The organism is Streptomyces sp. NPDC058632 (assembly GCF_042717095.1).
In the GTDB taxonomy this organism is placed as follows: Bacteria; Actinomycetota; Actinomycetes; order Streptomycetales; family Streptomycetaceae; genus Streptomyces.
In genome coordinates this window covers 37,708-60,487 of the sequence record NZ_JBHXQZ010000049.1, presented here as the reverse complement: position 1 = coordinate 60,487, position 22,780 = coordinate 37,708, and the positions used below count along the sequence as shown (strand labels likewise).

At 70.0% G+C, this 22,780-nt stretch carries 19 protein-coding genes and 1 pseudogene; 8 read left to right on the top strand and 12 right to left on the bottom strand.

Going from position 1 to position 22,780, the window contains the following annotated elements; all coding sequences use genetic code 11:
* Positions 1-122: 122 nt before the first annotated feature.
* Positions 123-2,417 (bottom strand): transglycosylase domain-containing protein, encoded by a 2,295-nt coding sequence (locus ACFWVE_RS19975; RefSeq protein ID WP_384015695.1) that lies wholly within the window; start codon positions 2,415-2,417, stop codon positions 123-125.
* Positions 2,418-2,708: 291 nt separating this feature from the next.
* Here ACFWVE_RS19975 and ACFWVE_RS19970 point away from each other — a divergent pair, with 291 nt between their 5' ends.
* From ACFWVE_RS19970 to ACFWVE_RS19945, 6 genes are all read left to right on the top strand, one after another.
* Entirely contained in the window at positions 2,709-3,665 is a 957-nt protein-coding gene (locus tag ACFWVE_RS19970; RefSeq protein ID WP_384015693.1) for an SPFH domain-containing protein, read from the top strand.
* Positions 3,662-3,985, top strand: coding sequence for a hypothetical protein (locus ACFWVE_RS19965; RefSeq protein ID WP_384015691.1), 324 nt, complete (start codon positions 3,662-3,664; stop codon positions 3,983-3,985). Before ACFWVE_RS19970 ends, ACFWVE_RS19965 begins: the two co-directional genes overlap by 4 nt.
* A 463-nt stretch (positions 3,986-4,448) precedes the next feature.
* Positions 4,449-4,973 (top strand): PadR family transcriptional regulator, encoded by a 525-nt coding sequence (locus ACFWVE_RS19960; protein ID WP_384015689.1) that lies wholly within the window; start codon positions 4,449-4,451, stop codon positions 4,971-4,973.
* Positions 4,970-5,659: an ABC transporter ATP-binding protein gene (locus ACFWVE_RS19955; RefSeq protein ID WP_384015687.1), complete on the top strand. Its 690-nt coding sequence runs from the start codon at positions 4,970-4,972 to the stop codon at positions 5,657-5,659. The genes ACFWVE_RS19960 and ACFWVE_RS19955 overlap by 4 nt, the downstream gene beginning before the upstream one ends.
* Positions 5,660-5,757: 98 nt before the next feature.
* Complete coding sequence (locus ACFWVE_RS19950; protein ID WP_384015705.1) at positions 5,758-8,076, top strand: ABC transporter permease; 2,319 nt, start codon at positions 5,758-5,760, stop codon at positions 8,074-8,076.
* Between the two features lie 114 nt (positions 8,077-8,190).
* On the top strand, positions 8,191-8,760 hold the full coding sequence (locus tag ACFWVE_RS19945; RefSeq protein WP_384015685.1) for an alkyl hydroperoxide reductase: 570 nt from the start codon (positions 8,191-8,193) through the stop codon (positions 8,758-8,760).
* Between the two features lie 46 nt (positions 8,761-8,806).
* On the opposite strand, the gene ACFWVE_RS19940 is transcribed toward ACFWVE_RS19945, so the two are convergent.
* The 11 genes and pseudogenes from ACFWVE_RS19940 to ACFWVE_RS19890 all read right to left on the bottom strand — a co-directional run.
* Positions 8,807-10,291, bottom strand: a complete 1,485-nt coding sequence (locus ACFWVE_RS19940; protein WP_384015683.1) for an AI-2E family transporter — start codon at positions 10,289-10,291, stop codon at positions 8,807-8,809.
* 143 nt (positions 10,292-10,434) lie between these two features.
* Positions 10,435-11,151, bottom strand: coding sequence for a transglycosylase SLT domain-containing protein (locus ACFWVE_RS19935; RefSeq protein ID WP_384015681.1), 717 nt, complete (start codon positions 11,149-11,151; stop codon positions 10,435-10,437).
* A 439-nt stretch (positions 11,152-11,590) separates the two neighbouring features.
* The gene (locus tag ACFWVE_RS19930; RefSeq protein ID WP_384015679.1) at positions 11,591-12,916 is read right to left on the bottom strand and encodes a PhoH family protein; all 1,326 of its coding nucleotides are present in this window, start codon (positions 12,914-12,916) and stop codon (positions 11,591-11,593) included.
* 345 nt (positions 12,917-13,261) lie between these two features.
* A complete protein-coding gene (locus tag ACFWVE_RS19925; protein ID WP_384015677.1) occupies positions 13,262-14,035 on the bottom strand; it encodes an isoprenyl transferase in 774 nt (257 codons plus the stop codon).
* 716 nt (positions 14,036-14,751) lie between these two features.
* Positions 14,752-15,627 (bottom strand): methyltransferase domain-containing protein, encoded by an 876-nt coding sequence (locus ACFWVE_RS19920; protein ID WP_384015675.1) that lies wholly within the window; start codon positions 15,625-15,627, stop codon positions 14,752-14,754.
* A 75-nt stretch (positions 15,628-15,702) separates the two neighbouring features.
* The gene (locus tag ACFWVE_RS19915; protein WP_384015673.1) at positions 15,703-16,590 is read right to left on the bottom strand and encodes an LLM class flavin-dependent oxidoreductase; all 888 of its coding nucleotides are present in this window, start codon (positions 16,588-16,590) and stop codon (positions 15,703-15,705) included.
* Between the two features lie 10 nt (positions 16,591-16,600).
* Positions 16,601-16,825 carry a hypothetical protein gene (locus ACFWVE_RS19910; protein ID WP_384015671.1) on the bottom strand — a complete coding sequence of 75 codons (225 nt, stop codon included), beginning with the start codon at positions 16,823-16,825 and terminating at the stop codon, positions 16,601-16,603.
* Between the two features lie 486 nt (positions 16,826-17,311).
* On the bottom strand, positions 17,312-17,905 hold the full coding sequence (locus ACFWVE_RS19905) for a hypothetical protein (protein ID WP_384015669.1): 594 nt from the start codon (positions 17,903-17,905) through the stop codon (positions 17,312-17,314).
* Between the two features lie 91 nt (positions 17,906-17,996).
* Positions 17,997-19,352 carry a hypothetical protein gene (locus tag ACFWVE_RS19900; protein ID WP_384015667.1) on the bottom strand — a complete coding sequence of 452 codons (1,356 nt, stop codon included), beginning with the start codon at positions 19,350-19,352 and terminating at the stop codon, positions 17,997-17,999.
* A complete protein-coding gene (locus tag ACFWVE_RS19895; protein ID WP_384015665.1) occupies positions 19,349-19,666 on the bottom strand; it encodes a hypothetical protein in 318 nt (105 codons plus the stop codon). Before ACFWVE_RS19895 ends, ACFWVE_RS19900 begins: the two co-directional genes overlap by 4 nt.
* 106 nt (positions 19,667-19,772) lie before the next feature.
* Positions 19,773-20,472: pseudogene (locus ACFWVE_RS19890) on the bottom strand (hypothetical protein); the annotation flags it as partial.
* Positions 20,473-20,792: 320 nt separating this feature from the next.
* Here ACFWVE_RS19890 and ACFWVE_RS19885 point away from each other — a divergent pair.
* Together ACFWVE_RS19885 and ACFWVE_RS19880 are read left to right on the top strand one after the other, a co-directional pair.
* Positions 20,793-22,334 (top strand): alpha-1,2-mannosidase, encoded by a 1,542-nt coding sequence (locus ACFWVE_RS19885; protein WP_384015663.1) that lies wholly within the window; start codon positions 20,793-20,795, stop codon positions 22,332-22,334.
* 49 nt (positions 22,335-22,383) lie between these two features.
* Positions 22,384-22,770 carry a DUF192 domain-containing protein gene (locus ACFWVE_RS19880; protein ID WP_384015661.1) on the top strand — a complete coding sequence of 129 codons (387 nt, stop codon included), beginning with the start codon at positions 22,384-22,386 and terminating at the stop codon, positions 22,768-22,770.
* Positions 22,771-22,780: the final 10 nt, after the last annotated feature.

Below are 22,780 nucleotides of genomic sequence, written 5' to 3'. Positions count from 1 at the left end.
TTTTCGGGGGTCCGGCCGGGGGGGGGGGGGGGGTCGCCCTCCCCGCCTCCCCCCCCCCCCCGGTCGGGGGGGGGGCCCCCCCCACCCCCCCCGCCCCCCCCCCACCTCGTTCGCCTCCCCGCCTACTGCTGCTCCCCGCCGTCCGGCGTCTCGTCCGGGTCGGGCGGGATCTCGATCGTGGGCGGGGTGGACGTCGGGGACGACGGCGGTGTGGTCGTCGGCTCTTCGGTCGAGGGCTCGGCCGTCGTCGGTTCCTCGGTCGGCTCCTCGGTGGTCGGAGCCTGCGTGGTCGGTTCCTCGGTCGTCGGTTCCTCGGTGGGCGACTGGGACGGCGACGCGGGCGCCGACGACGACGGGGGCGGTGCGACGGCGGCGCCCTGGTCGGTCTCCAGGTCGAACCTGCTGGTCTCCTCCACCACGCCGAAGGTGTACGCCGCCCAGATCCGCGCCGGGAAGCCGCCGCCGTCGACCCGGGGCCGGCCGCCCGCGCCGTACATCTCGACCTGCGGGTGCGGGGCCTTGTCGTCCTCGCCGAACAGGCCGACCGTGGTGACCAGGTCGGGGGTGTAGCCGGCGAACCAGGCCGACTTGTTGTCGTCGGAGGTGCCCGTCTTGCCGGCGACCTGCTGGCCGTCGCGCAGGGGGTTGTCCCGGACCGAGGCCTGCGCGGTGCCGTCGTCGACCACGCCGGTCAGGACCGAGGTCACCGTGTCGGCGGTCTCGCGGCTGATGACCTGCTCGCCGACGGCGTCCGGGACGGTGACGGTGCGGTTGAGGTGCTCCGCCGACTTGATGATCGTCGGGGTGGTCCGCTTGCCGTGGTTGTCGAGGGTGGCGTAGACGGCGGCCATGTCCAGCGGGCTCGCGCCCATGGAGCCCAGGGTCTGGGCGGGCACCGCCTCCAGGTCCTCGACGTCCATGCCGAGCTTGCCCGCGGTCTCCATCACCTTCTCCATGCCGACGTCGACGCCCATCTGCGCGAAGACGGAGTTGACGGACTTGTTCATGGCCGTCTGGACGGTGATGTCGCCGTAGTCCCGGTCGTCCTCGTTCTCCGGGGCGAAGCCGACCTTCGTGCCGTTGTCCTCGACGGGGCGCTTGCTGGTGCCGTCGTAGACGGTGTCGGCCACGATCGGCCGGCCGTCCTGCGTCTCGGCCTGTTCCTCGACGGCGGCGGCCAGGATCACCGGCTTGAAGGTGGAGGCGGGCTGGTAGTCGGGGCGGGTCGCGTTGTTCGTGTAGTGCTCGAGGTAGTCCACGCCGCCGTACATCGCCACGACCGCGCCCGTCTTCGGGTCCACGGAGACGGCGCCGGCCTGGACGTCGGCGTCGACCTCGCGCTCCTCGGCGTCCAGCTTGCTGGTGAGCCGGCTCTTGACCGCTTCCTCCAGCGACTTCTGCTTCTTCTTGTCGATGTTGAGGGTGACGGTCCAGCCGCCGAGGTCGACCAGGGCGTCGGCCTCCTTGGCGTCCGCGGCGGTGCCCTCGTCGACCAGCCGGCGCTTGAGCGCGGCGTTGGCCTCGTTCACCAGGTAGCCGGCCTGACCGGCCTGGCCGGGGTTGCCCCTGGGTTCCTCGGGCACCGGGAACTCCATGCCGGACCGCTCGGCGGCGTCCAGCCACTTCTCCTCGACCATGTTGTCCAGGACGTAGTTCCAGCGGTTCTTGACGAGCTTCTTGCCGGCGTCCGAGGCCACCGCCCAGTCGTACTGGCTCGGTGCCTGGAGGAGCGCGGCGAGGTAGGCGCCCTGTTCGACGGTCAGGTCCTCGGCGTCGACCTGGTAGTAGGCCTGGGCTGCGGCCTGGACACCGTAGGCGCCACGGCCGTAGTAGCTGGTGTTCATGTAGCCGGCGAGGATGTAGTCCTTGGACTTCTCCTGGTCGAGCTTCAGGGAGATCACGACCTCCTTGAGCTTGCGCGAGACCGTCTGCTCCTGGGTCAGGTAGTAGTTCTTCACGTACTGCTGGGTGATCGTCGAGCCGCCCTGCGCGCCCTTGCCGGACACGGTGTTGAGCAGACCGCGCGCGGTGCCCTTGAGGTCGACACCGGCGTCCTTGTAGAACGTCTTGTTCTCGGCGGCGACGAACGCCCGCTGGACCGGCTTGGGGACCTGCGCCAGCTCGACGACCTCACGGTTGACCTCGCCGTCGCGGGCCATGACCGAGCCGTCGCTGTACTTGTAGACGTTGCTCTGCTGCTGGGCGTCGGCGTTCCCCTCGGGGATGTCGATCACCATGTACAGCACGACGAAGGCGCCCATGCCGAGCAGGCAGAGGCCGAAGGCCGTGCCGAGGATCTTCTTCCAGGTGAAGAGGCGGCGTATCCGGCCCGGGCCGTTTCCGCCCGACGAACGGCCCCCGGATGCCGCACGGTGCCCACCGCGCTGTCGTGCGCGTCGTTCTTCCGCTCGTCCCATGGGTCCGCTCTGCTCCGCTTCGTTCGTGTGTGCTGCCGAAGCACACGGATTCGCCGCTCAGGTCAACTCCGCAAACTAACACCGGAAGCTATGACAAACGTCGGCCGATCCGGCCTTTACGGGCGTGACAATCAGCACCCTCCCCACCCGAATCTCCGCCCGCCTCACCAGAACCGACGTGCGAAACCTGTTCACGGTTGCCGCGAACCGCTAAAGTGATATCACTTAGATAGGCAGGCGCTAGCGGCACCCGGTTCATGCCGCGGCGCCCCGAAAGGCGGGGGATCACCCATGTCCACACACGACACGCAGACCGCGGCACAGGCCGCACCACCCGCGGCCGACGTCCCCGAGATGCCGGCCCCGCGCGTGCGGGAGACGACGGCGCACAGCATCGGCGGCGGGCTCGCCCTGACGCTCGGCCTGGCCGGACTGCTGCTCGGCGTCGGGATGACCATCAGCGCCACGGCGGTCACCGCGGTCGCCGGAAAGGCCCTGCTGATCATCTTCGGCATCCTGATCGCCCTCGCCGCGTTCCTCGCCATGTGCGGGCTGAACATGGTGGCGCCGGGCGAGGCCCGCGTGGTCCAGCTCTTCGGGCGCTACCAGGGCACGATCCGTCAGGACGGCCTGCGCTGGGTGAACCCCTTCACCTCGCGTCTCAAGATCTCGACCCGGGTGCGCAACCACGAGACCGCGGTCCTCAAGGTGAACGACGCCTACGGCAACCCGATCGAGCTGGCCTCGGTCGTGGTGTGGCGGGTGGCGGACACCGCGCAGGCCACCTTCGAGGTGGACGACTACGTCGAGTTCGTCTCCACCCAGACCGAGGCCGCCGTCCGGCACATCGCCATCGAGTACCCGTACGACGCCCACGAGGAGGGCGGCCTCTCGCTGCGCGGCAACGCCGAGGAGATCACCGAGAAGCTCGCGGTCGAACTGCGCGCACGTGTGGAAGCGGCCGGCGTCGAGATCATCGAGTCCCGCTTCACCCACCTCGCCTACGCCCCCGAGATCGCCTCGGCGATGCTCCAGCGGCAGCAGGCGGGCGCGGTCGTCGCCGCCCGGCAGCTGATCGTGGAGGGCGCCGTGGGCATGGTCGAGACGGCACTGGCCCGGATCGCCGAGCAGGACATCGTCGAGCTGGACTCCGAGCGCAAGGCCGCGATGGTGTCCAACCTGATGGTGGTCCTGTGCGGTGACCGCGCCGCCCAGCCGGTCCTCAACACCGGGACCCTCTACCAGTGACCGCCCCCTCCGACTCCCCCGAGGGCCAGGCCCCTCGGCGCAGGCCGCAGCAGCAGCGCAAACAGGTGCTGCTGCGGCTGGACCCGCTGGTGTACGAGGCACTCGCGCGGTGGGCGAACGACGAGCTGCGCTCGGCGAACGCGCAGATCGAGTTCCTGCTGCGGCGGGCCCTCGCGGAGTCGGGCCGGCTGCCCGGCGAGGCAGGCCCCCTGCCCCGCCGGGGGCGCCCGCCCGTACAGCCCCCGTCCGCACCCCCGCAGCCGTCGTCCGGGCAGCAGTCCGCACAGCAGCCGCCCGAGGACCCCTCCCAGCCCCGCTGACCCGAACCTTCCGGGCCGGGTGATTCACCCCCGGGCACCGACGATCCCCTCCGGCCCCCCTCTCCGAGCCCTCAGGCTCCCCTGCCACGCCTCCCGGGCAGCCGCAACCGCACCACCACCGCCCGGCGACACGGCCAGGTTCCGCCGACCCGAACCTCCCGGGCGCCACTCGCCCCGGACTCCGGCGTTCCCCCCGGCCCGCTCCTCGCCTCCTCCGGCCCTCCCTCTCCCCCAGCCCCCAGCTCTCACCTCCTCCGGCGCTCCCCCGGCCCCCTCGCCCAGCCCCGCCCTCCCGGCGCCGCCATCCGGTACCTCCGGGTCCTCGACACCCCTCGGCCCGAGCCCCCGCCCCGGTTGCAGAACCGTGACAACCGGCCCCCACCTGGGCGTCGACACCCCTGCTCCTCGGTCTACACACTCGGCGTATACACGGTGCGTATACACACTGTGTAGAGTGCTCGCCATGTCCATCGGTCACACACTCCTCGGACTCCTGGAGTCCGGCCCGCGCCATGGTTACGACCTGAAGCGGGCCTTCGACGCGAAGTTCGGTCACGACCGGCCCCTGCACTACGGCCAGGTCTACTCGACGATGTCCCGCCTGCTGAAGAACGGACTCGTCGAAGTCGACGGCATCGAGGCCGGCGACGGCCCCGAGCGCAAGCGGTACGCGATCACCGAGGCCGGCGTCACCGACGTCGCCCGCTGGCTCGCCACGCCGGAGAAGCCGGAGCCGTACCTCCAGTCGACGCTCTACACCAAGGTCGTCCTCGCACTGCTCACCAGCCGCGACGCCGCCGACATCCTCGACACCCAGCGCTCCGAGCACCTGCGCGGCATGCGCGCCCTCACCGAGCGCAAGCGCCAGGGCGACCTGGCCGACCAGCTCATCTGCGACCACGCCCTGTTCCACCTCGAGGCCGACCTGCGCTGGCTTGAGCTCACCGCCGCGCGCCTCGACAAACTCCGTGAGGCGGTCTCCCGATGACGATCCCCGCCGGATCCCTGCTCGTCGCCCAGGACCTGCGCAAGGCGTACGGGCCCACCCCCGCGCTCGACGGCGCCGCGTTCTCCATCCACCCCGGCGAGGTCGTCGCCGTGATGGGCCCCTCCGGGTCGGGCAAGTCGACCCTGCTGCACTGCCTCGCCGGGATCGTCACGCCCGACTCCGGCTCGATCACGTACGACGGGCGCGAACTGACCGCGATGAACGACTCCGAGCGCTCCAGGCTCAGGCGCTCGGAGTTCGGCTTCGTGTTCCAGTTCGGGCAGCTCGTGCCGGAGCTGACCTGCGTGGAGAACGTCGCACTGCCGATGCGGCTGAACGGCATGCCCCGCAAGGAGGCCGAGCGGGCCGCCCTGACCTGGCTCGAGCGGCTGGAGGTCGACGACGTCCGCGCGAAGCGGCCCGGCGAGGTCTCCGGCGGCCAGGGGCAGCGGGTCGCCGTGGCCCGGTCGCTGGTCACCGGCCCGCGGGTGCTGTTCGCCGACGAGCCGACCGGTGCCCTGGACTCGCTCAACGGCGAGCGCGTGATGGAACTGCTCACCGACGCCGCCCGGTCCACCAACGCCGCCGTCGTCCTGGTCACGCACGAGGCGCGGGTGGCCGCGTACTCCGACCGCGAGATCGTCGTACGCGACGGGAAGTCCCGGGACATGGAGCACGCCGTATGAGCGGGACCAAGGAGCGCGCCCGCACCGCCCCCGCGGCTCCCTCCGCCCCCGCCGTCCGTGGGGAGTCGAAGGCGCGGAGGGTGGTCCGGGACCTGGGCATGGGTCTCCGGTTCGCCCTGGCCGGCGGGCGCGAGGGATGGGTCAGGGCGCTGCTCACCGGCGTCGGTGTCGGTCTCGGCGTGGCGCTGCTGCTGCTCTGCGCCGCGCTGCCCGGTGTGCTGACGGAGCGGGACCGGCGGGAGGAGGCGCGCCTGGACTGGCCCTTCGTCACGGAGGTCATCCCGAAGGCCGACGACACGCTGATCACCGCGCGTACCGACACAGAGTTCCGGGGCGAGGGCATCCGGGGCCGGATCATGGAGCCGGAAGGCCCCGAGGCCCCGCTGCCGCCGGGCCTGAGCGAGTTCCCGGCGTCCGGTGAGATGGTGGTCTCCCCCGCTCTGAAGGAGCTCCTCGCGTCGGACGGCACCGGGCTGCTGCGCGAGCGGCTGCCGTACGACGTCGTGGGGACGATCGGCGAGCAGGGGCTCATCGGCTCGCAGGAGCTCGCCTACTACGCGGGCGCCGTGGGGCTCGCGGACCGGCTCGGCGGCACGTCGGCGGTGCGCCTGGACAGCTTCGGCTCACCTCCCGGGCAGGTTTCCGAAGAAGAGAACGACCCGGTGCTCATGCTGCTGATCCTGGTCGTCTTCGTGGTGCTGCTGACGCCGGTCGCCGTGTTCATCGCCACGGCCGTACGGTTCGGCGGCGAGCGGCGTGACCGCCGGCTGGCGGCGCTGCGGCTGGTCGGTTCCGACGCGGCGACCACCCGGCGCATCGCGGGGGGCGAGGCACTCGCCGGAGCGCTGCTCGGGCTGGTCCTCGGCACCGGATTCTTCCTGATCGGCCGCCAGGTCGCCGCCTCCGTCGAGGTGTTCGGCGTCAGCGTGTTCCCGAGCTTCCTGAACCCGTCGCCGCTGCTGGCCCTGCTGGTCGCGGTGGTGGTCCCGGCGGCCGCGGTGCTGGTGACGCTGCTCGCGCTGCGCGGGGTCGTCATCGAGCCGCTGGGCGTGGTCCGTACGGTGCGTCCGCCCCGGCGGCGGCTGTGGTGGCGGCTGCTGCTGCCGCTGGCCGGCATCGCGATGCTCTACCCGATGGTCGGACAGGGCCGCGAGAACGGGGAATTCAACGAGTACATGGTCGCCGGCGGTGTTCTGCTGCTGCTCATCGGGATCACCGCGCTGCTGCCGTGGATCGTGGAGACGGTCGTCTCCCGGCTCGGCAGGGGCAGCCTGTCGTGGCAGCTGGCGGTGCGCCGGCTTCAGCTCAGCAGCGGCGCGGCGGCCCGGATGGTCAACGGGATCGCGGTGGCGGTGGCCGGCGCGATCGCGCTCCAGATGCTGTTCGCCGGCGTCGAGGGCGACTACACCGAGGACACCGGGTTCGACGTGTCGCTGGCCCAGGCGCAGGTGGGGTTGCCGGACGGCCAGGAACTCGCCCCCGCCGCCGAGAGGCTGGCGGGCACCAAGGGGGTGAACAAGGTCTACGCACTGTCCTACGGCTACCTCGCCGACAAGCCCTGGCAGCAGGAACCGGAGAGTACCGCCGCGCTGACCGTCGCCGACTGCGCGACCCTGCGCACGGTGGCGAAGCTCCCGTCGTGCCGGGACGGCGACGTGTTCGCGGTGTCCGGCGCCGAGTACGACACCGGCACCCCGACGCTGAACAGGCCGGGCCGGGACCTCTACCTCGAGGTGCCCGCTCTCTCGGCCCCCTCCGGCTACGGCGAGAGCGTCACCTGGACGGTTCCCGCGGAAGTCGAGCAGGCCCGGTCGATTCCGGACCCGGTGGACAATGAGCGCGGCGGCTTCCTGCTGACGCCGGGCGCGGTGACGGCGGGGATGACCGACACGCTCTCCGGTCAGCTCTACCTCGGGATCGACGACTCGGTGCCGTACGCCATGGAGCACGTGCGGAACACGGCCGCCGCGATCCATCCGCTGACGGACGCGGTCAGGTGGAGCGCCACCGAGCGCTCCGAGACCTACGACTCGATCCGCACCGGCCTGTTCGTCGGCGCGGCCTGTGTCCTGGCCTTGATCGGGGCGAGTCTGCTGGTCTCCCAGCTGGAACAGCTGCGCGAACGCCGCAAGCTGCTGTCGGCCCTGGTCGCCTTCGGCACCCGGAAGCGCACACTGAGCCTGTCCGTGCTGTGGCAGACGGCCGTGCCGATCGGTCTGGGGCTGCTGCTGGCCTCGGCGGTGGGTGTCACGCTGGGCGCCGTCCTGCTGCGGATGACGTCGACACCGGTACGGGTGGACTGGGCGAGCCTGTTGCGGATGACCGGCTTCGGTGCGGCCGTCGTCCTGGTGGTGACGCTGCTGAGCCTGCCGCCCCTCCTGCGCATGATGCGGCCGGACGGCCTGCGCACGGAGTGAGCGGGGACGTGGCGGCCGGTCCCGGGCGGCACGGGGTGCCCGGGACCGGCCGCCGCCGCCGCCGCTGGCAGCATGGACCGCGTCCGGCCCACCCGGCTACCAGGAGCGTGCCCCATGTCGTTCGAGTCCGTCGAGTCCCTCAAGTCCCGCCTCCCCGATTACGCCCGGGACCTGAAGCTCAACCTGGACTCGGCCATCGGCGCCTCGGACCTGCCGGTCCAGCGGCTGTGGGGGACGGTGCTGTCGACGGCGATCGCCTCGCGCTCGGCCGTCGTGCTGCGCGAGCTGGCGCCGGAGGCGAAGGCGGTCCTGTCGCCCGAGGCGTACCGGGCGGCGAAGACCACCGCTTCGGTGATGGCCCTCAACAACGTCTTCTTCCGGACCCGCCACCTGCTGTCGGACAAGGAGTACGGCGACCTGCGCGCGGGCCTGCGGATGAACGTCCTCGGCAACCCGGGCGTCGACCGGGTCGACTTCGAGTTCTGGGCGTTCGCGGTCTCCGCGGTCAACGGCTGCGGACTGTGCCTCGACGCGCACGAGTCGGTCCTGCGCAGGGCGGGCGTCGAACGCGAGGTCGTCCAGGAGGCCTTCAAGATCGCTTCGGTGATCCAGGCCGTCGCCACCATCCTGGACGCGGAGGCGGCCCTCGCGGACATCGAGGGCCTCGGGGACTTCGGGGAGTGACTCCGCGCGCATCGGCCCCACCGGGAGCCGAGGGCGGAGCGGCTGCCTACTCCCGTTCGTCCTCCGCTCGCGTGCCCCTGCCGTCCTCCGGCGGCTTCGGCCCGGCGGGTGACTCCGGCGGGGCCGGCGGCACGGGGTGGCTCATGGCCGCCGACGCCACCGTGGCGCCCCGGGGCTTCGGGGCGAAATGCGCGGCCGGCTCCTGGGCGTACGCGCGGAGGTAGACCACGACGGTGTTGGTCACCGCGACCAGCGGTACGGCGACCACCGCACCGCCGATCCCCGCCACCACGCCTCCGGTGGCGACCGCCAGCACCACCGCGAGCGGATGGACGCGGACCGCGCGGCCGAGAATGAACGGCTGGAGGATGTGGCCCTCGATCTGTTGCACCGCCAGGACCACCACCAGCGTCATGACGGCCGTGAACACGCCCTGTGTGACCAGGCCGACGACGACCGCCAGCGCGCCCGAGATCACCGCGCCGACGAGCGGGATGAAGGCGAACAGGAAGATGAAGACGGCGAGCGGCACCGCCATCGGCACGTCCAGGAAGTAGATGCCGAGGCCGATGAAGATCGCGTCGATCAGTGCCACTATCACCGTGCCGCGCACATACGCCGTCAGCGTCCGCCACGCGGCCGGTCCCGCGCCGGCGACCCCCGGACGGGCGGCGGCGGGCACCAGCTTCAGCGTCCACCCCCAGATGCGCTTGCCGTCGTAGAGCAGGAACAGGGTCGAGAAGACCGCGAGCAGGATGCCGGTGAGCGCCTCGACGACGACCGTCACGCCCTCCAGACCCGCCGAGGTGATCTGCTCGGTGTTGGCGCCGACCGCCTCACGCAGGTTCTTGGCGATCTCGTTGATCTGGTGGTCGGTGACGTGGAAGGGGCTGTTGAGCAGCCAGTTGCGCAGCTCGTCGATGCCGTCCTGGATCTGGTCGGAGAGGGTGTCGATGTTCTCCATGACCTGCCAGGTCACGAACCACCCTATGAGGCCGATGACGACGAACCCGAACAGCGCGGTCAGCGCCGTGGCCGGTCCGCGCGGCAGCCCGATCTTCCGCAGCCGGGCCACCGTCGGCTGGAGCAGCGCCGTGATCAGCAGCGCGGCGGCGAAGGCCAGCACCACGAGCTGGACGGCACCGATGACCCGCATGAGCACCCAGACCGTCCCCGCGAGCACCAGCAGGCGCCAGCCGGCCTCGGCGGCGACCCGCACGCCCCAGGGCACGGCATGCGCGGGATCGGGACGGGAGGGAAGGACGAGGGTGGGAGCCGCCGCGGGGCCGTGGTCGCCCGGTGTCACGGGCACCCGGTCGGCCTGTTCGGCGGGTTCGGCGGGTTCGGCGGAGGTGGTGAAGGCCGCGGGGGTGGCGGGCACCTGGAGGGATGCGGCCGAGTCGGGCGTGGCGTCGGGCTCGGGGCGCGCCCGGTTCTCCCGTTCCATCTCGGCGCGGCGTTCCTCCAACCGCCTGCTCACCTCGGTCAGTCCGGCTCCGATCCGGCCGAGCCATCCTGGCACGTGCGACATGATGCGTCCTTTTCCCCCGGTTCTCCTCATCACTCCCCTGCTTCCCCCGGGAGCGTCGATCAGACCGTACATGGCGAAAGCCCCGCACCGTCCTACGGTGGGGGCTCTGCCGGGGTTGAGCGGGGCTGGTACCGAGCGGGGCTCTAGTACCAGTTGTTGGCCTGCCAGAACGACCACGCGCCGCAGGGGCTGCCGTAGCGGTCGTTCATGTAGTTGAGGCCCCACTTGATCTGGGTGGCCGGGTTGGTCTGCCAGTCGGCACCGGCGGAGGCCATCTTGGTTCCCGGCAGCGCCTGGACGAGACCGTAGGCACCGGAGGAGGGGTTGACGGCCTTGTAGTTCCAGGTGGACTCGTGGTCCACGATGTTGCTGAAGCACTGGAACTGGGCGGCCGGAATCATCTGCCGGGCCATCGCCTGGACCTCGGCGACGCTGTACGAGCTCTGGACCGCGAAGTCGGCGGCGGACGCGGAGGCCGTCTTGGAGCGGCTGGCGGCCTTCTCGGCCTCCGCGCGCTCCTTGGCTTCCTTCTCCGCCTTGGCCGCCTTCTCGGCGGCCTCCTGCTTCTTGGCGATCGCGGTCTCGGCGGCTGCCTTGCGGGCCGCTTCCTCCGCGTCCTTCTTGGCGCTCGTGTCCGCGGCGATGGCCATGGTTTCGGCCTGCTGCGTCAGGGACGCGGTCTGCACCTCGACCTGCTGGCCCACGGGGATGTCCGCGAGCAGCGTGGTGCCGGCCGCCGTCGCCTCGGCGTCATTATTGGTCTGCGCCACACTGCCCGACGCGACTCCGACGACACTTCCGACAGCGGTGACCGCGGTGGCCGAAGCCACTGCGAATCCCCGGACCGAAATCCGGCTCACACGGTTTCCTTCCAGCGTCGACCGCTTCGGTGACCCTCGCGGACGCAATCGTGCCCCTGACACTGGCCTCCCCAACTCGGGTCACGGGAGGCACGGACCCGGTGGGCAACTCCCGAACGGGAGCGCCGCATGGTGCTCGGGCGGCATACGACGACGCTATGGAGTTGATGCTGGTGCTCATGTGGCGCCCTACCGCTGGGGGCAAGGCTGTGTCGTATGCGGGGCCTGACAGGAATGAGACTCTGCCGTAATACGGAGCCGGGAGGCAATTCCCTCATGGGTGTGAAAGCTCACATCCCGTTTGTCCCAGGCGATTGGCGGAAAGCCGCACGCACGCCGACGCCGCCCGGCTAGGCTCTTCGCCTTTCCGGACGGCGTCAACTCATCAGACGGGGCAGACGGTTCGGATCACCCGGACCGCCCGGACTCCCCAGACCGCTCAGACATGCCCGTCCTCCAGCATTTCGGTCACAAGCGCGGCGATCTGGGACCTCTCGGACCGGTTCAGGGTCACGTGGGCGAAGAGCGGATGGCCCTTCAGTTTCTCGACGACGGCGACCACACCGTCGTACCGGCCCACCCTGAGGTTGTCCCGCTGGGCGACGTCGTGGGTCAGGACGACCCGCGAATTGGCGCCGATCCGGGACAGCACGGTCAGCAGTACGTTCCGCTCCAGCGACTGGGCCTCGTCCACGATCACGAACGCGTCGTGCAGCGAGCGGCCCCGGATGTGCGTGAGCGGCAGGACCTCCAGCATCCCGCGCGCGGTGACCTCCTCGATGACCTCGCGGCTGGTGACCGCCGACAGCGTGTCGAAGACGGCCTGCGCCCAGGGGCTCATCTTCTCGGCCTCGCTGCCGGGAAGATAGCCGAGCTCCTGTCCGCCCACCGCGTACAACGGGCGGAAGACCATCACCTTCTGGTGCTGACGGCGCTCGAGCACCGCCTCCAGACCCGCGCACAGCGCCAGCGCCGACTTGCCGGTGCCGGCCCGGCCGCCGAGGGACAGGATTCCCACGTCGGGGTCGAGCAGCAGGTCGAGCGCGATCCGCTGCTCGGCGCTGCGGCCCTTGATGCCGAACGCCTCCCGGTCACCGCGCACCAGTCGGACGTTGCCCTCGGAGGTGACCCGGCCGAGGGCCTTGCCGCGCTCCGACTGGATGGTCAGCCCCGTGTGCACGGGCAGGTCGGCCGCCTCGGGCACGTAGACATGGCCCTCCTCGAAGAGGACGTCCACCTGCTCGCCGGGCAGGGTCAGTTCGGACATTCCGGTCCAGCCGGAGGCGTCCGTGACGGCGAGCTCGGCGCGGTACTCCTCGGCGAGGAGTCCCACGGAGGACGCCTTGATCCTGAGCGGGAGGTCCTTCGACACGACGGTGACGTCGAACCCCTCGGCCTGCAGATTGCGGGCGACCGCGAGGATGCGGGTGTCGTTGTCCCCCAGCCGGTAGCCGCTGGGCAGCAGGCTGGGGTCCGAGTGGTTGAGCTCGACACGCAGGGTTCCGCCGAGGTCCCCGATCGGGAGGGGAGCATCGAGGCGGCCGTACCGCACCCGGAAGTCGTCGAGCAGGCGCAGGGCCTGCCGGGCGAAGTAGCCGAGTTCGGGATGGTGCCGCTTGGCCTCCAATTCCGTCACCACGACGACGGGAAGCACGACCTCGTGCTCGTCGAAGCGGCTCAGGGCGTTGGGATCGGCCAGCAGGACGCTGGTGTCGATGACATAGGTGCGCCGGTCGGGCTTGTGGCGCTTTGTGCTGGTCACCACGGAAGGACGTACCCCCTCGGAAGAGGTCGGGGAGCGACGGAGCGGAGCTGGACCGGTCGACGGCGCCGATGCACGGGCCGAGAACCGGCCCTCCGCTGCTTCGTCCGTGCCGTGACCGCACGGGCGGGCTGGTGCAAAGGGCCTCCCGGGCGGACGGCCCCGGGCCGCCCGCTGAGATCCGACACCCGTGGTTCGGGTGTCGACCTGTCTGACTTATGCCCTCGAACCATCACCGTCATGCCCGATCGCCGGGCGGCGCCCCGATGAACTCCCCGTTACGTCCGGTGCCCCGAAGCGTTCGCCGTCCCGGGGTGGAGTGGTGACGGGACGGCGGGGACAGGCTCCTCAGCCGCCGAAACGCCGGTGGCGGGCCGCGTAGTCGCGCAGCGCGCGCAGGAAGTCGACCTTGCGGAAGGCCGGCCAGAAGACCTCGCAGAAGTAGTACTCCGAATGGGCGGTCTGCCACAGCATGAATCCGGACAACCGCTGCTCGCCACTCGTACGGATGACGAGGTCCGGGTCGGGCTGGGCCCGGGTGTAGAGATGACGTCCGATCATGTCGACGTCGACGGCCTCGGCGAGCGCCTCCATCGAGGTGCCCTTCTCGTGGGCGTCGAGAACCATGGAACGCACCGCGTCGGCGATCTCCTGGCGGCCGCCGTAACCGATGGCGACGTTGACCACTATTCCGTCGACCTGCGCGGTGGCCGCCTCGGCCTCCTTGAGGCTGGTCTGCATCCCGGCCGGCAGCAGGTCGGGGTTGCCGACATGGTGCACCCGCCAGCGGCCGTCGGCCGCGAGGCTGCGGACGACATCCTCGATGATGCCGAGCAGCGGGACGAGTTCTTCCTCGGGCCGGTCGAAGTTGTCCGTCGACAGCAGCCAGAGGGTGACGACCTCGACGTCCGTCTCGGTGCACCAGCCGAGGAACTCACCGATCTTGTCCGCGCCGGCCCGGTGGCCGTGGACGGTGCTGGAACCCGAGGCCTTCGCCCACCGGCGGTTGCCATCCATGATGACGCCGATGTGCTTCGGCACCTGATCGTGGTCCAGGTGGCCTTCCACCCGGCGCGCGTACAGCCTGACCAGCAGGCCGCGCAGCTTGTCACGCAGGTTCACGTGATCGTCAGCCCCTCCGTACGGATCGGACAGGGGCGGCACCCGCCGCGGTCCGCGGCATGCGGCCCGGTACTCGGCCGCGGGCGGACTCTGTCTCCCTATGGCAGCCCCCGGAGGCGAAGCCTACCCCTGCGGAGGCGGAGAGCCTCCACGCCGGGGTCTCGGCGCCGGGGGTCCCAGCGGGGGCGGGTGGCCCGCAGCCGGACCGCCGGGCGCGGGCAAAGAAAAACGGGCCGGTCCGTGGGGGGGATACGGACCGGCCCGAGGGGGGGTTTCCACCATAACCCTTCGTGAGTGATGCTGCATGCATCGGCGTGCCACAACTACTCTCCGGAATCACCCCGCGACGTCTCGGTAGTCACGGAAGTACACACTCCGGGCGCCTCGATGGCCGAAATGCGACTTTTCCTCCCGGAGGAACCTGGCGATAGCGGGTCATCCCGCCCGGCGTGACGCGACACACCCTCAGCGGAACCCCACCACGACCACTCTTCCGGCCGTCCCCCCGACGGGTGACCCCGCGAGAAACGCCCGCTTGACCCGCCGACGAGTCGACGGCGGGGCGACCTCGGAGCATCACCCGGCCCCCTCCCCTGCGCGGGTCGGGCGCGACACGGACGGGCGGGACGTATGAGATGTACAGGACGCACGGGACGTACGGGCCGCACTGCGGAAGGACCGCACGCGTAAGCCGGCCCGGCGGGCCCCGGTGGGTCTCAGGGCTTGCGTACGTCGAAGAGGTGACGGCTGCTGTGGGCGACGAACGCACCCTCGGCCAGGATCCGTTCGTGCAGGGCACGCAACTGGGGCAGATACGCCTCGACGGTGAAATCCGGAACCATCCAGATCACCTTGCGCAGGAAGTGCACGACGGCGGCGATGTCGTAGAACTCCATGCGCAGGCGCTCGGCCCGCAGGTCGACGATCTCCAGCCCGGCAGCCTCGGCCTCCCGGCGTTCGCGTTCGGGATGGCGGGCGTTGCGCTGCTCGTCCGGCTGTGGTCCGAGGAAGTGCTCGACGAGTTCGTAGACGCTGCTGGGCCCGACGTGCTGGGCGAAGTAACTGCCACCGGGCCGCAGCACGCGCGCGATCTCACGCCAGTGGACTGTGACGGGATGCCGGCTGACGACGAGATCGAAGACCCCGTCGGCGAAGGGGAACCCCGTACGGACGGACGCACCCTCGGAGACGGCGACGACGAAGCCACCCCGCGCCCGGAGCAGCCCGGCGGCTTTGACGACGTTGGGCGCCCAGCCTTCGGTGGCGACGACGAGCGCGGGCCGGCGGCTGTCGGGGACGACGCGTCGGGCCTCGTCGAGGGCGAGGCCCAGTACCTCCCCTCCCCCCGTCTGCACATCAAGCACCGCCCCGGCTGCCGCACCCGGCTCCCCTCCCAACCGCGCAGCCAGTGCACGCGCGTACCCCCAGGAGGGACGGGCCTCGGTGGCCCGCCCGTCGAACCAGGAGAAGTCCCACCCCTCGGTGGGAACGGCGGCACCTTCGGCAAGCAGCTCGTCGAAGGACAAGGAGCGCAAGGAGGAAGAGGAGGAAGATGAGGTAGAGGACTGGTCCGAGCGACGTCCGTAGGACATCCCGCGATCCTCACAGAACGCCACGGAATCCGCTCACGGTTTTTCCCGGGGCCGTCCGGCCTCCCCGCCGACGGCTTACGACACGGCCGCCCCCACCCGCCGGGCCACTTCCTCCGCGGCGAACCGCACGAACCCCTCCGGGTCCGGCTCGTCCCCCGTCGGCTGGAGGATCACGGAGTCGGCCCCGGCGTCGGCCAGCCGCTGGACCGCGTCGGCGACGGCAGCGGCGTCCCCGGCCACTCCGAGACCGGGCTCGGAGCCGACGCCCTCGGCGATCAACTCGGCGCGGAGCCGCTCGTCGGCGCCAGGCCCGGTGGCCGTGAGGAGATAGACGACGACCGTGTGCGCCGCGGCGTCACGCCCGGCCGCCGCACGCCCCTCGTCGATGAGACTCCGGGCGCGCAGGACGCCCTCGGGTGAGGTGGACGCCGTGAGAACGGTGCCGTCGGCGACCTCGCCGGTGAGCCGCAGGGTACGCGGCCCGGTGGCTCCGGCGAGCACCTCGACCTCGCCCTCGGGCGGCCAGTCGAGGGCGACGTCGTCGAGTGTGACGTACCGCCCGTCGACGGTGAGCCGCTCCCCGCGCAGCAGGGCACGCAGCGCGACGAGATGCTCCCGCAACAGCGTCACCGGCGACTCGACCCGGGCCCCGACCTGCCCCATCCAGTCCTGCACCCCGTGTCCGACACCGAGGACGGCCCGGCCGGGGAACATCCGGTGCAGGGTGGCGGCCTCCATGGCCGTGATGGCAACGTTCCGCAACGGCACGGGGAGCAGCCCGACCCCGATCCGTACCCGCTCCGTCCAGGCCAGCGCGGCGGCGGCCGTGGAGATCCCGCCCTCCCGGAAACAGTCCTCCCACAGCCACAGCTCGTCCAGCCCGGCATCCTCCGCACTGCGGGCAACGGTACGAAGACGCTCGGGAGCAAGCTGCGGCCGGAACACGGCACCAAGTGTGGTCATGGCGGAGTACCTACCCGGGGCTCTCGAAGCTGACGCTTTCGGTGATCGCCCGCAGAATCGTCCGGTACTCCTCGCGCCGCGCCGGAGCCGTGGTGGTGAGCGTGAGGACAGCGAGCCGTCGGCAGTCCGGATGGGGAAGGTGGGCGTGCACCTGAAGCAGCGGCCGCTGCGGCAGCCCGCTCTCGCTGCCGGGGGTGGCTGTCGACTCGCTGAAGGTGGCGGGGCCAGCGGCCAACTCGGCAAACTCGACACACCGATGCCCGCCACCGGCCGTCACGGCACGGGCGGCAGTGACGCCCCGGGGTGCAGGCGCGAACTCCCGCCAGGAAACCGTGAACAACGAAAACAGCGGCCCCCCGCCCCCAGCCCCATGCCCCTCCGCCCCAGCCCCATGCCCCTCCGCCCCACCCACATCATCCCGATGCAGCCCAACGGAACAGTGCACGGTGCCTGCTTCACGGAGAGCGGAGAGGAGTTGCTGCGCCGCGGCGAACTGGGCGATGAGTTGCTGACGTGCCAACTCACCCGTGGACGTGTTCAGGAGCGGAGCAGCTACCTTCCGCAGGACGTCCGCCGCCTGAGATCCAGGGGCAGGAAGCAAAGCGTCGAGGGGCAACGCCGTGAAGCCGGCAGGTTCCAGAAACCAAAGCGCAGCATGGGGGTCGGTGAACGATTCGTGGAGGATGATTGTCGGGTTGGTCACTAGCGATTCCCTACGCGGTCAGGGGTGAGAAGAGATTCCAGCGCGTCGACCACGCTCTACATCCTCCGCAGTGGCACCCCATTCCCTGAATCTTTCACTATCTTGCGACGCCATCCGCTGTTCAAGAATGTGCAACCGACAGGGGGTTATGCCGTCCCGTCCTGATGCAGCGATGAGTCCGACAAACCGAGGATCACCAGCGAACCAGATCATCTCAATCTCCGCCTTCAGCATGGGCTTGGCGCGAGGAGCCATTCTTCGGTGCCACCACTCCGTACGGTGATGCCGAGAGAAGACGAGCGGCAATCGGCATTCAGGGTGGGCGGGGTTGGAGAATTCAAACCACCCATAGTGCTTGTGGGAAACTTCCGCATGGTCGGCCAGCCCGTGTGGAACCCCTCGGATAATCCGCCAGGGGTACGTTCGCAGGATGCGGCGCATCTGCAGAGCCGGGGAAAAATAGCGCAGCTGCACTACCGCTCGATAGAAGCAATAGCAGAGCGGAAGCGCGAAGAGGAAGGAGAAGCTGGGAGAGAGGTAGGCAATCAACACATAGAGCAGGCCGAGCCAGGTGGCAGCCCACCCCAGTAGCCCGACAACATTCATCAGCATGTGCCCCATGTAGGACCGACGGGTAGGCGGATGATCCCAAGCCACGTGACACTCCACCGGCTTCACGTTGCCCCTTTCCCTTGCATTGACGTCAGAAAGCATGGCGGACGACGCCGAAGATGCCTCCGTTGTCCAAAATCACTCGTGTGCCGTCGATACCTGCGACGCTGCCATCCTTGATGCCGTCGTCGTCTGCGTCCACGACCTTGCTGTAGAGCCCAAATCCAGCCGTTCCTACGCCGATCAGCCCTGAAGTCACTGCCACTGCGTTCGCCGCGGCAGCGGGATTACTGAGACCTCGGACGGCCCGCCCCACCAGCGGGTTGTCCAACCGAGCAATGACCTCCATGTTGTCCATGATCTTCGTACCGAAAAGTGCGACTTTACGCATGGCTGGCATCCCCCCTCCCCCGGCCCGAATGGCGTTCATCGCGCTCTTAGCTCCTGCGGCGGCCGCTCCGAGGCCGGGAACTGCCCCAGCCGCGTCTGCTCCTACCGATACCAGGTTGCTCCAGAAATCAGAATCAAGTTCACCTTTGATGAAACCGTCCTTCAGGGATTCCAAGGTCTCGGGGTTCGCAAAAAGCCGGAGGCCGAGCGCAACGGCACTCAACCCGGATGCAGTCATCATCAGCGCCGCAACCATGGCAAGGCCCAACGGCCCCGCAAAGAGAATCGCCACGACTCCTGCGATGCCTGCCAAGAAGCTGAGGATGTCCGGCAGGTTGTCCGTCAGCCAGTCGAGTGCCTTGTCGAACATTCCCGGCTCATGCGGCGCCAGCTTCTTCGTCGCGTCGCGGATCTTCGTCGCGCGATGCTTGGCCTGGCGCTCATGCTCCTCGGCCAGCCTCTTCGCCTTGCCGATGACCTTGTCGAGCTCCGCCTGCGCCTCCTCGACATCGGCGTTGGCACGGCTCAATGCCCGCTGCGCCGAGCTGTCCCCGCTTCCCTTCTTCTCCTCCAGGTCGGGGTGCTCCTCCGCCTTGGCAGCACGCCCCTTCGCCCGGTCCACCGCAGTCTGCGCGGCTTCGGCGTCGCTCTCCAGCCGCTTCGCGCGCCGCTGGAAGTCGTCCAACTCACTTTCCCAGCAGCTCAATTGCTTGGCCGCCTTACGAATGGACCGCGCGGCGTTCTTCAGGTTCAGCGGCAGCGGGCCGTCGTCGAGCTGTTCGCGGAAGGCGACGGCGGCGTCACCCTTCCAGTAACTGCCGTCCAGCAGTTTGGTGACCAGCTCATGGGTGTCCTCGAGTACCTTCGCGCACCCGCTCAGCTTCTTGTGCAGTCCTCGGATGGTCTCCGTGTCACCCGGCACGGGGTTGAATCCCAAGTGCGGATAGTCGGGGTACGGGATACGGGGCGCCGACTTGAGTCCTTGGGGTGTCCCGAGATCCGCCCTCGACTTCGGATCGAGCGCCGCACCGGTGTCGTCGATGTGGGTGGCGGTCACGTGCGGCCGCCCTTGCCGCTGCGAGCCTTCTTCAACGCGGCTTCCAGCGCCTTGTCGACTTCGAGGTAGCTGTCCTTGCTCTTGCCGATGATCTCGGCGAGGTCGTCGGTCTGCTTGCCGATCTCCTCGGCCCCGTACTTCCAGTCGTCCTGGAAGTACTCACAGGCACGGTCGAGATCGTCCGTACCGAGTCCGGTGACAGTCCCGTCGGCGAGCGCCTGCCGTACGCCCCTGAGCGAGCTCGCCGACTTGCGCAGCGACTTCATGAACCGTCCGAGCTCGTCCCCGTCGACAGCCAACCGAGGCTCGGCCATACGCGCACCCCTCTCCCGATCCACCTGCACCCATGGAAGGAACGAGAGGTTCCGCATTTCGTGGCGCATCCGGAGCAGAGGGCCCTCCATAGAGGGAGCGCACGGTTCAGCGGTTGATGGCCTGGATCTCCTGGACGACGACGTCCCGTGTGGCGCCGAAGGTGCCGTCGGGAAGGTCGCCGCCCGCACCGTCGGTGCCGGTCCGCTCGATCTTCCAGGTGACCGTGGCCGTGAGCTCGTACGAGTCGTCTCCCGAGGAGCGCAGATACGTCACACCGCACGGCGGGGTTTCGTCTGCCTTGCCCTTGGCGTACGGCTCACCGATCCGGCCGCTCCGGATCTCGCGGACACCGGATGCCGGATGCCGGATAGGCCTCGGCATCCGGTGTGCCTGGTTCAATCCGCACGGACACCGGTTCGGCAGTGGTCGTCGCCTCGATGCCCAGCAACGGAACCGAGACGGTGACGGAGACCGGCTTGAACTGTGCCGCGTCCAGCCATGCCCGGGTGGGAAGGTTCGCCTTGGTCGTGCCCTCCGGCGCCAGAGCCACTTCCGTCGGGGGAACACGGACCTCGGCATAGGCGAGCTGGGTGAGAATCTCCGGGGTGACCGCCTGCGGGATGTCGGCCGGCGGGTCGTTGTTTTCATCCACCCAGAAAATGGGCTCGTCGCAGTCGGCAGCACCTGGATCGCCTTCACGACCGGCTGTTGCATACGAGTCCCACCAGTGGCCCTCGCCGGCCTTGTCCTTGGTGAAGTCCGTGTAGGGCTCGCCCTTGACGTAGCGATCGCGCTGCCGTGCGTCGGACGGCGGTTCCGGTTTCGGCTCCCGGTGGGGCGAGGCTTCTCTCGAGCGAACCCACGCTATCCAGCGATGCGTAACGGCACCAGAGAGATCAGCGACGAATTGCCGGGCGTATCCGGTCAAACCCTTCGCCGCTCCCCTCCCTTGGGACGGAACCGTTGCGCAAGCCGGCACCGCCCATGCTCCGGTCCTCGGCGTCGAGCGGAGGCGTTGTCACAGGGGGGCACTAGGTTCACTGCCCGTGGGGCCGGTCGTGGCGGTTGGAGTCGTCATTCCGCCTTGCCCCAGACATTATTGACGAGCCATCAGGAGCTATTGCCATGAGTATGGAAGCCACCTACGCGGACTTCTCCGTCAGCCCGGCCCGGCTGGCCAACGCCGACGTCCGGCACGAGGACGGTCGGTTCGCCGGGTCCCATCTGGCGCTCGGCGCGGGTGGGTCCGTGACCATGGAGTTCGAGGTGGAGGATCCGGAGGACATCCCCCAGGCCACACTCACCGTCACCGCTCTTGTCTCCAAGCTCGGCCCCGAGCCCGGGTACGCGCCCGTCGACGTCCTGCTCCAGGGCGAGGCACTGGCCGAGGGCCTCACCGTGCCCGGTGGCGGCGACCTCCCGCAGGACAACGTCTTCGCGGTGCCCGGACACCTGCTCAAGGCCGGTACCAACACCCTGGAGATACGCTCGTCCGCCAAGGCCCGCAGCATGTTCTGGCTCTACCGGATCACCCTGGACCCCGTCGCCCAGCGGGGCCGCTCCGAACGCGTGCGGACGGCGGAGGCCGCCCGGGACTCGGTCTTCACGTACCGGACCGAACGCCGTTCCGCCCACGCCTCCCCGTCCCGCTCCTGGCAGGCGGCCCCCCGGCTGCTGTTCCACATCGACCGGGACGAGCACTCGCTGCCCGCGCAGCTCAGCTGGAAGGGTGACGACGGTACCGAGACGGCCATCAGCTTCCAGTCCAACATGTCGGACTTCCACGGCGTCCACCGTGCCGCCGACGGTACTGCGTACGAGTACCGGGGCCGTCTCACCGGCAGGTGGCCGTACTCGGAGGGCATGCCGAACGCCCCGGTCTCCGGCTCGCACCACCTGCACCGCTTCCGCACCGAGGAGGGCTGGGGCGGCGACTGGCACCGTTCCCACGAACTGCGGCTCCTGGTGGACGACGGCGGCCCCGCCCCCGCGGAGCGGGTGACCTGGCGCGACCAGCGCGGGAACTCCGGCGTGGCCGTGCTGCACACCCTGTCGAACGAGGTCGAGGCCACCGACGTCGAGGCGAGCGACGAGTTCGAGGAGGCCGGCGAGATCGCGGAGAACCTCATCGAGGACTCCCGCGACAAGTGGCTGGCCGGCGACGACGTCGCCCTGCTCGACTTCACCCTCGCCCGTCCCGCCGCCATCACCTCGTACACCCTCACCTCCGCGAACGACTTCGCCGAGCGCGACCCCCGCGACTGGACCCTCCTCGGCTCCCACGACGGCGACGTCTGGACGCCCCTGGACGTGCGCATCGGGGAGCGGTTCACCGACCGCTTCGAGACGCGTGAGTTCTTCCTGCGCCCCCGCGCCGGCGTGCCCGCCTTCCGGCACTACCGCCTCGACATCACCCGCAACTCCGGCGGGACCGAGACCCAGCTCACCGGGGTCCGCTTCATCGAGGCCCCCTCCGGCAAGGGGTTCACCGGCTACTACCAGCGCTACAACGAGGGCCCGATCGGCTACCGGGGTACGCCGGTTCCCTCCGTGCCCGCCGCCCTCCCGGCGCCCCGCCTCGCCTCGGACCTGGACGCCGCCGTGGAGAGCCTGACCGAGACCGCCCAGACCCTGGCCGCCCTTGCGGCCCGCCTCCGCGGCAACTGACCATAGGGGAAGGGACAGGGACCGAAGAGGTGAAAGAGGCGGGGTGGTGATGGCAGCCTGGCGGGACGGGCGTGGGGGGTTGGTCGTGCCGGGTGACGAGGGGCGGCCGGACGTGCGGGTGCCACTGGAGATCGCCGCCTCCTACCGCGCCCGCACCAAAGGGCTGTTGGGGCGGGACTCGCTCGACGGCGCGCTGCTCCTCTCCCCCGCCAACAGCATCCACACCTTCCGTATGCGCATGCCCATCGACGTCGCCTATCTCGACCGGCGTCTGCGCGTCATCGCCGTACGCACCATGGCACCGGGGCGGCTCGGGCTGCCGAGGGTGCGGGCGCGGCATGTCGTCGAGTCCGAGGCCGGGGCGATGACGGGGTGGGGGCTGCGGAGAGGGGTGCGGGTGACAGTGGTGACGAGCCCTCCCGACCGCATACCGTGAAGGCGGATCG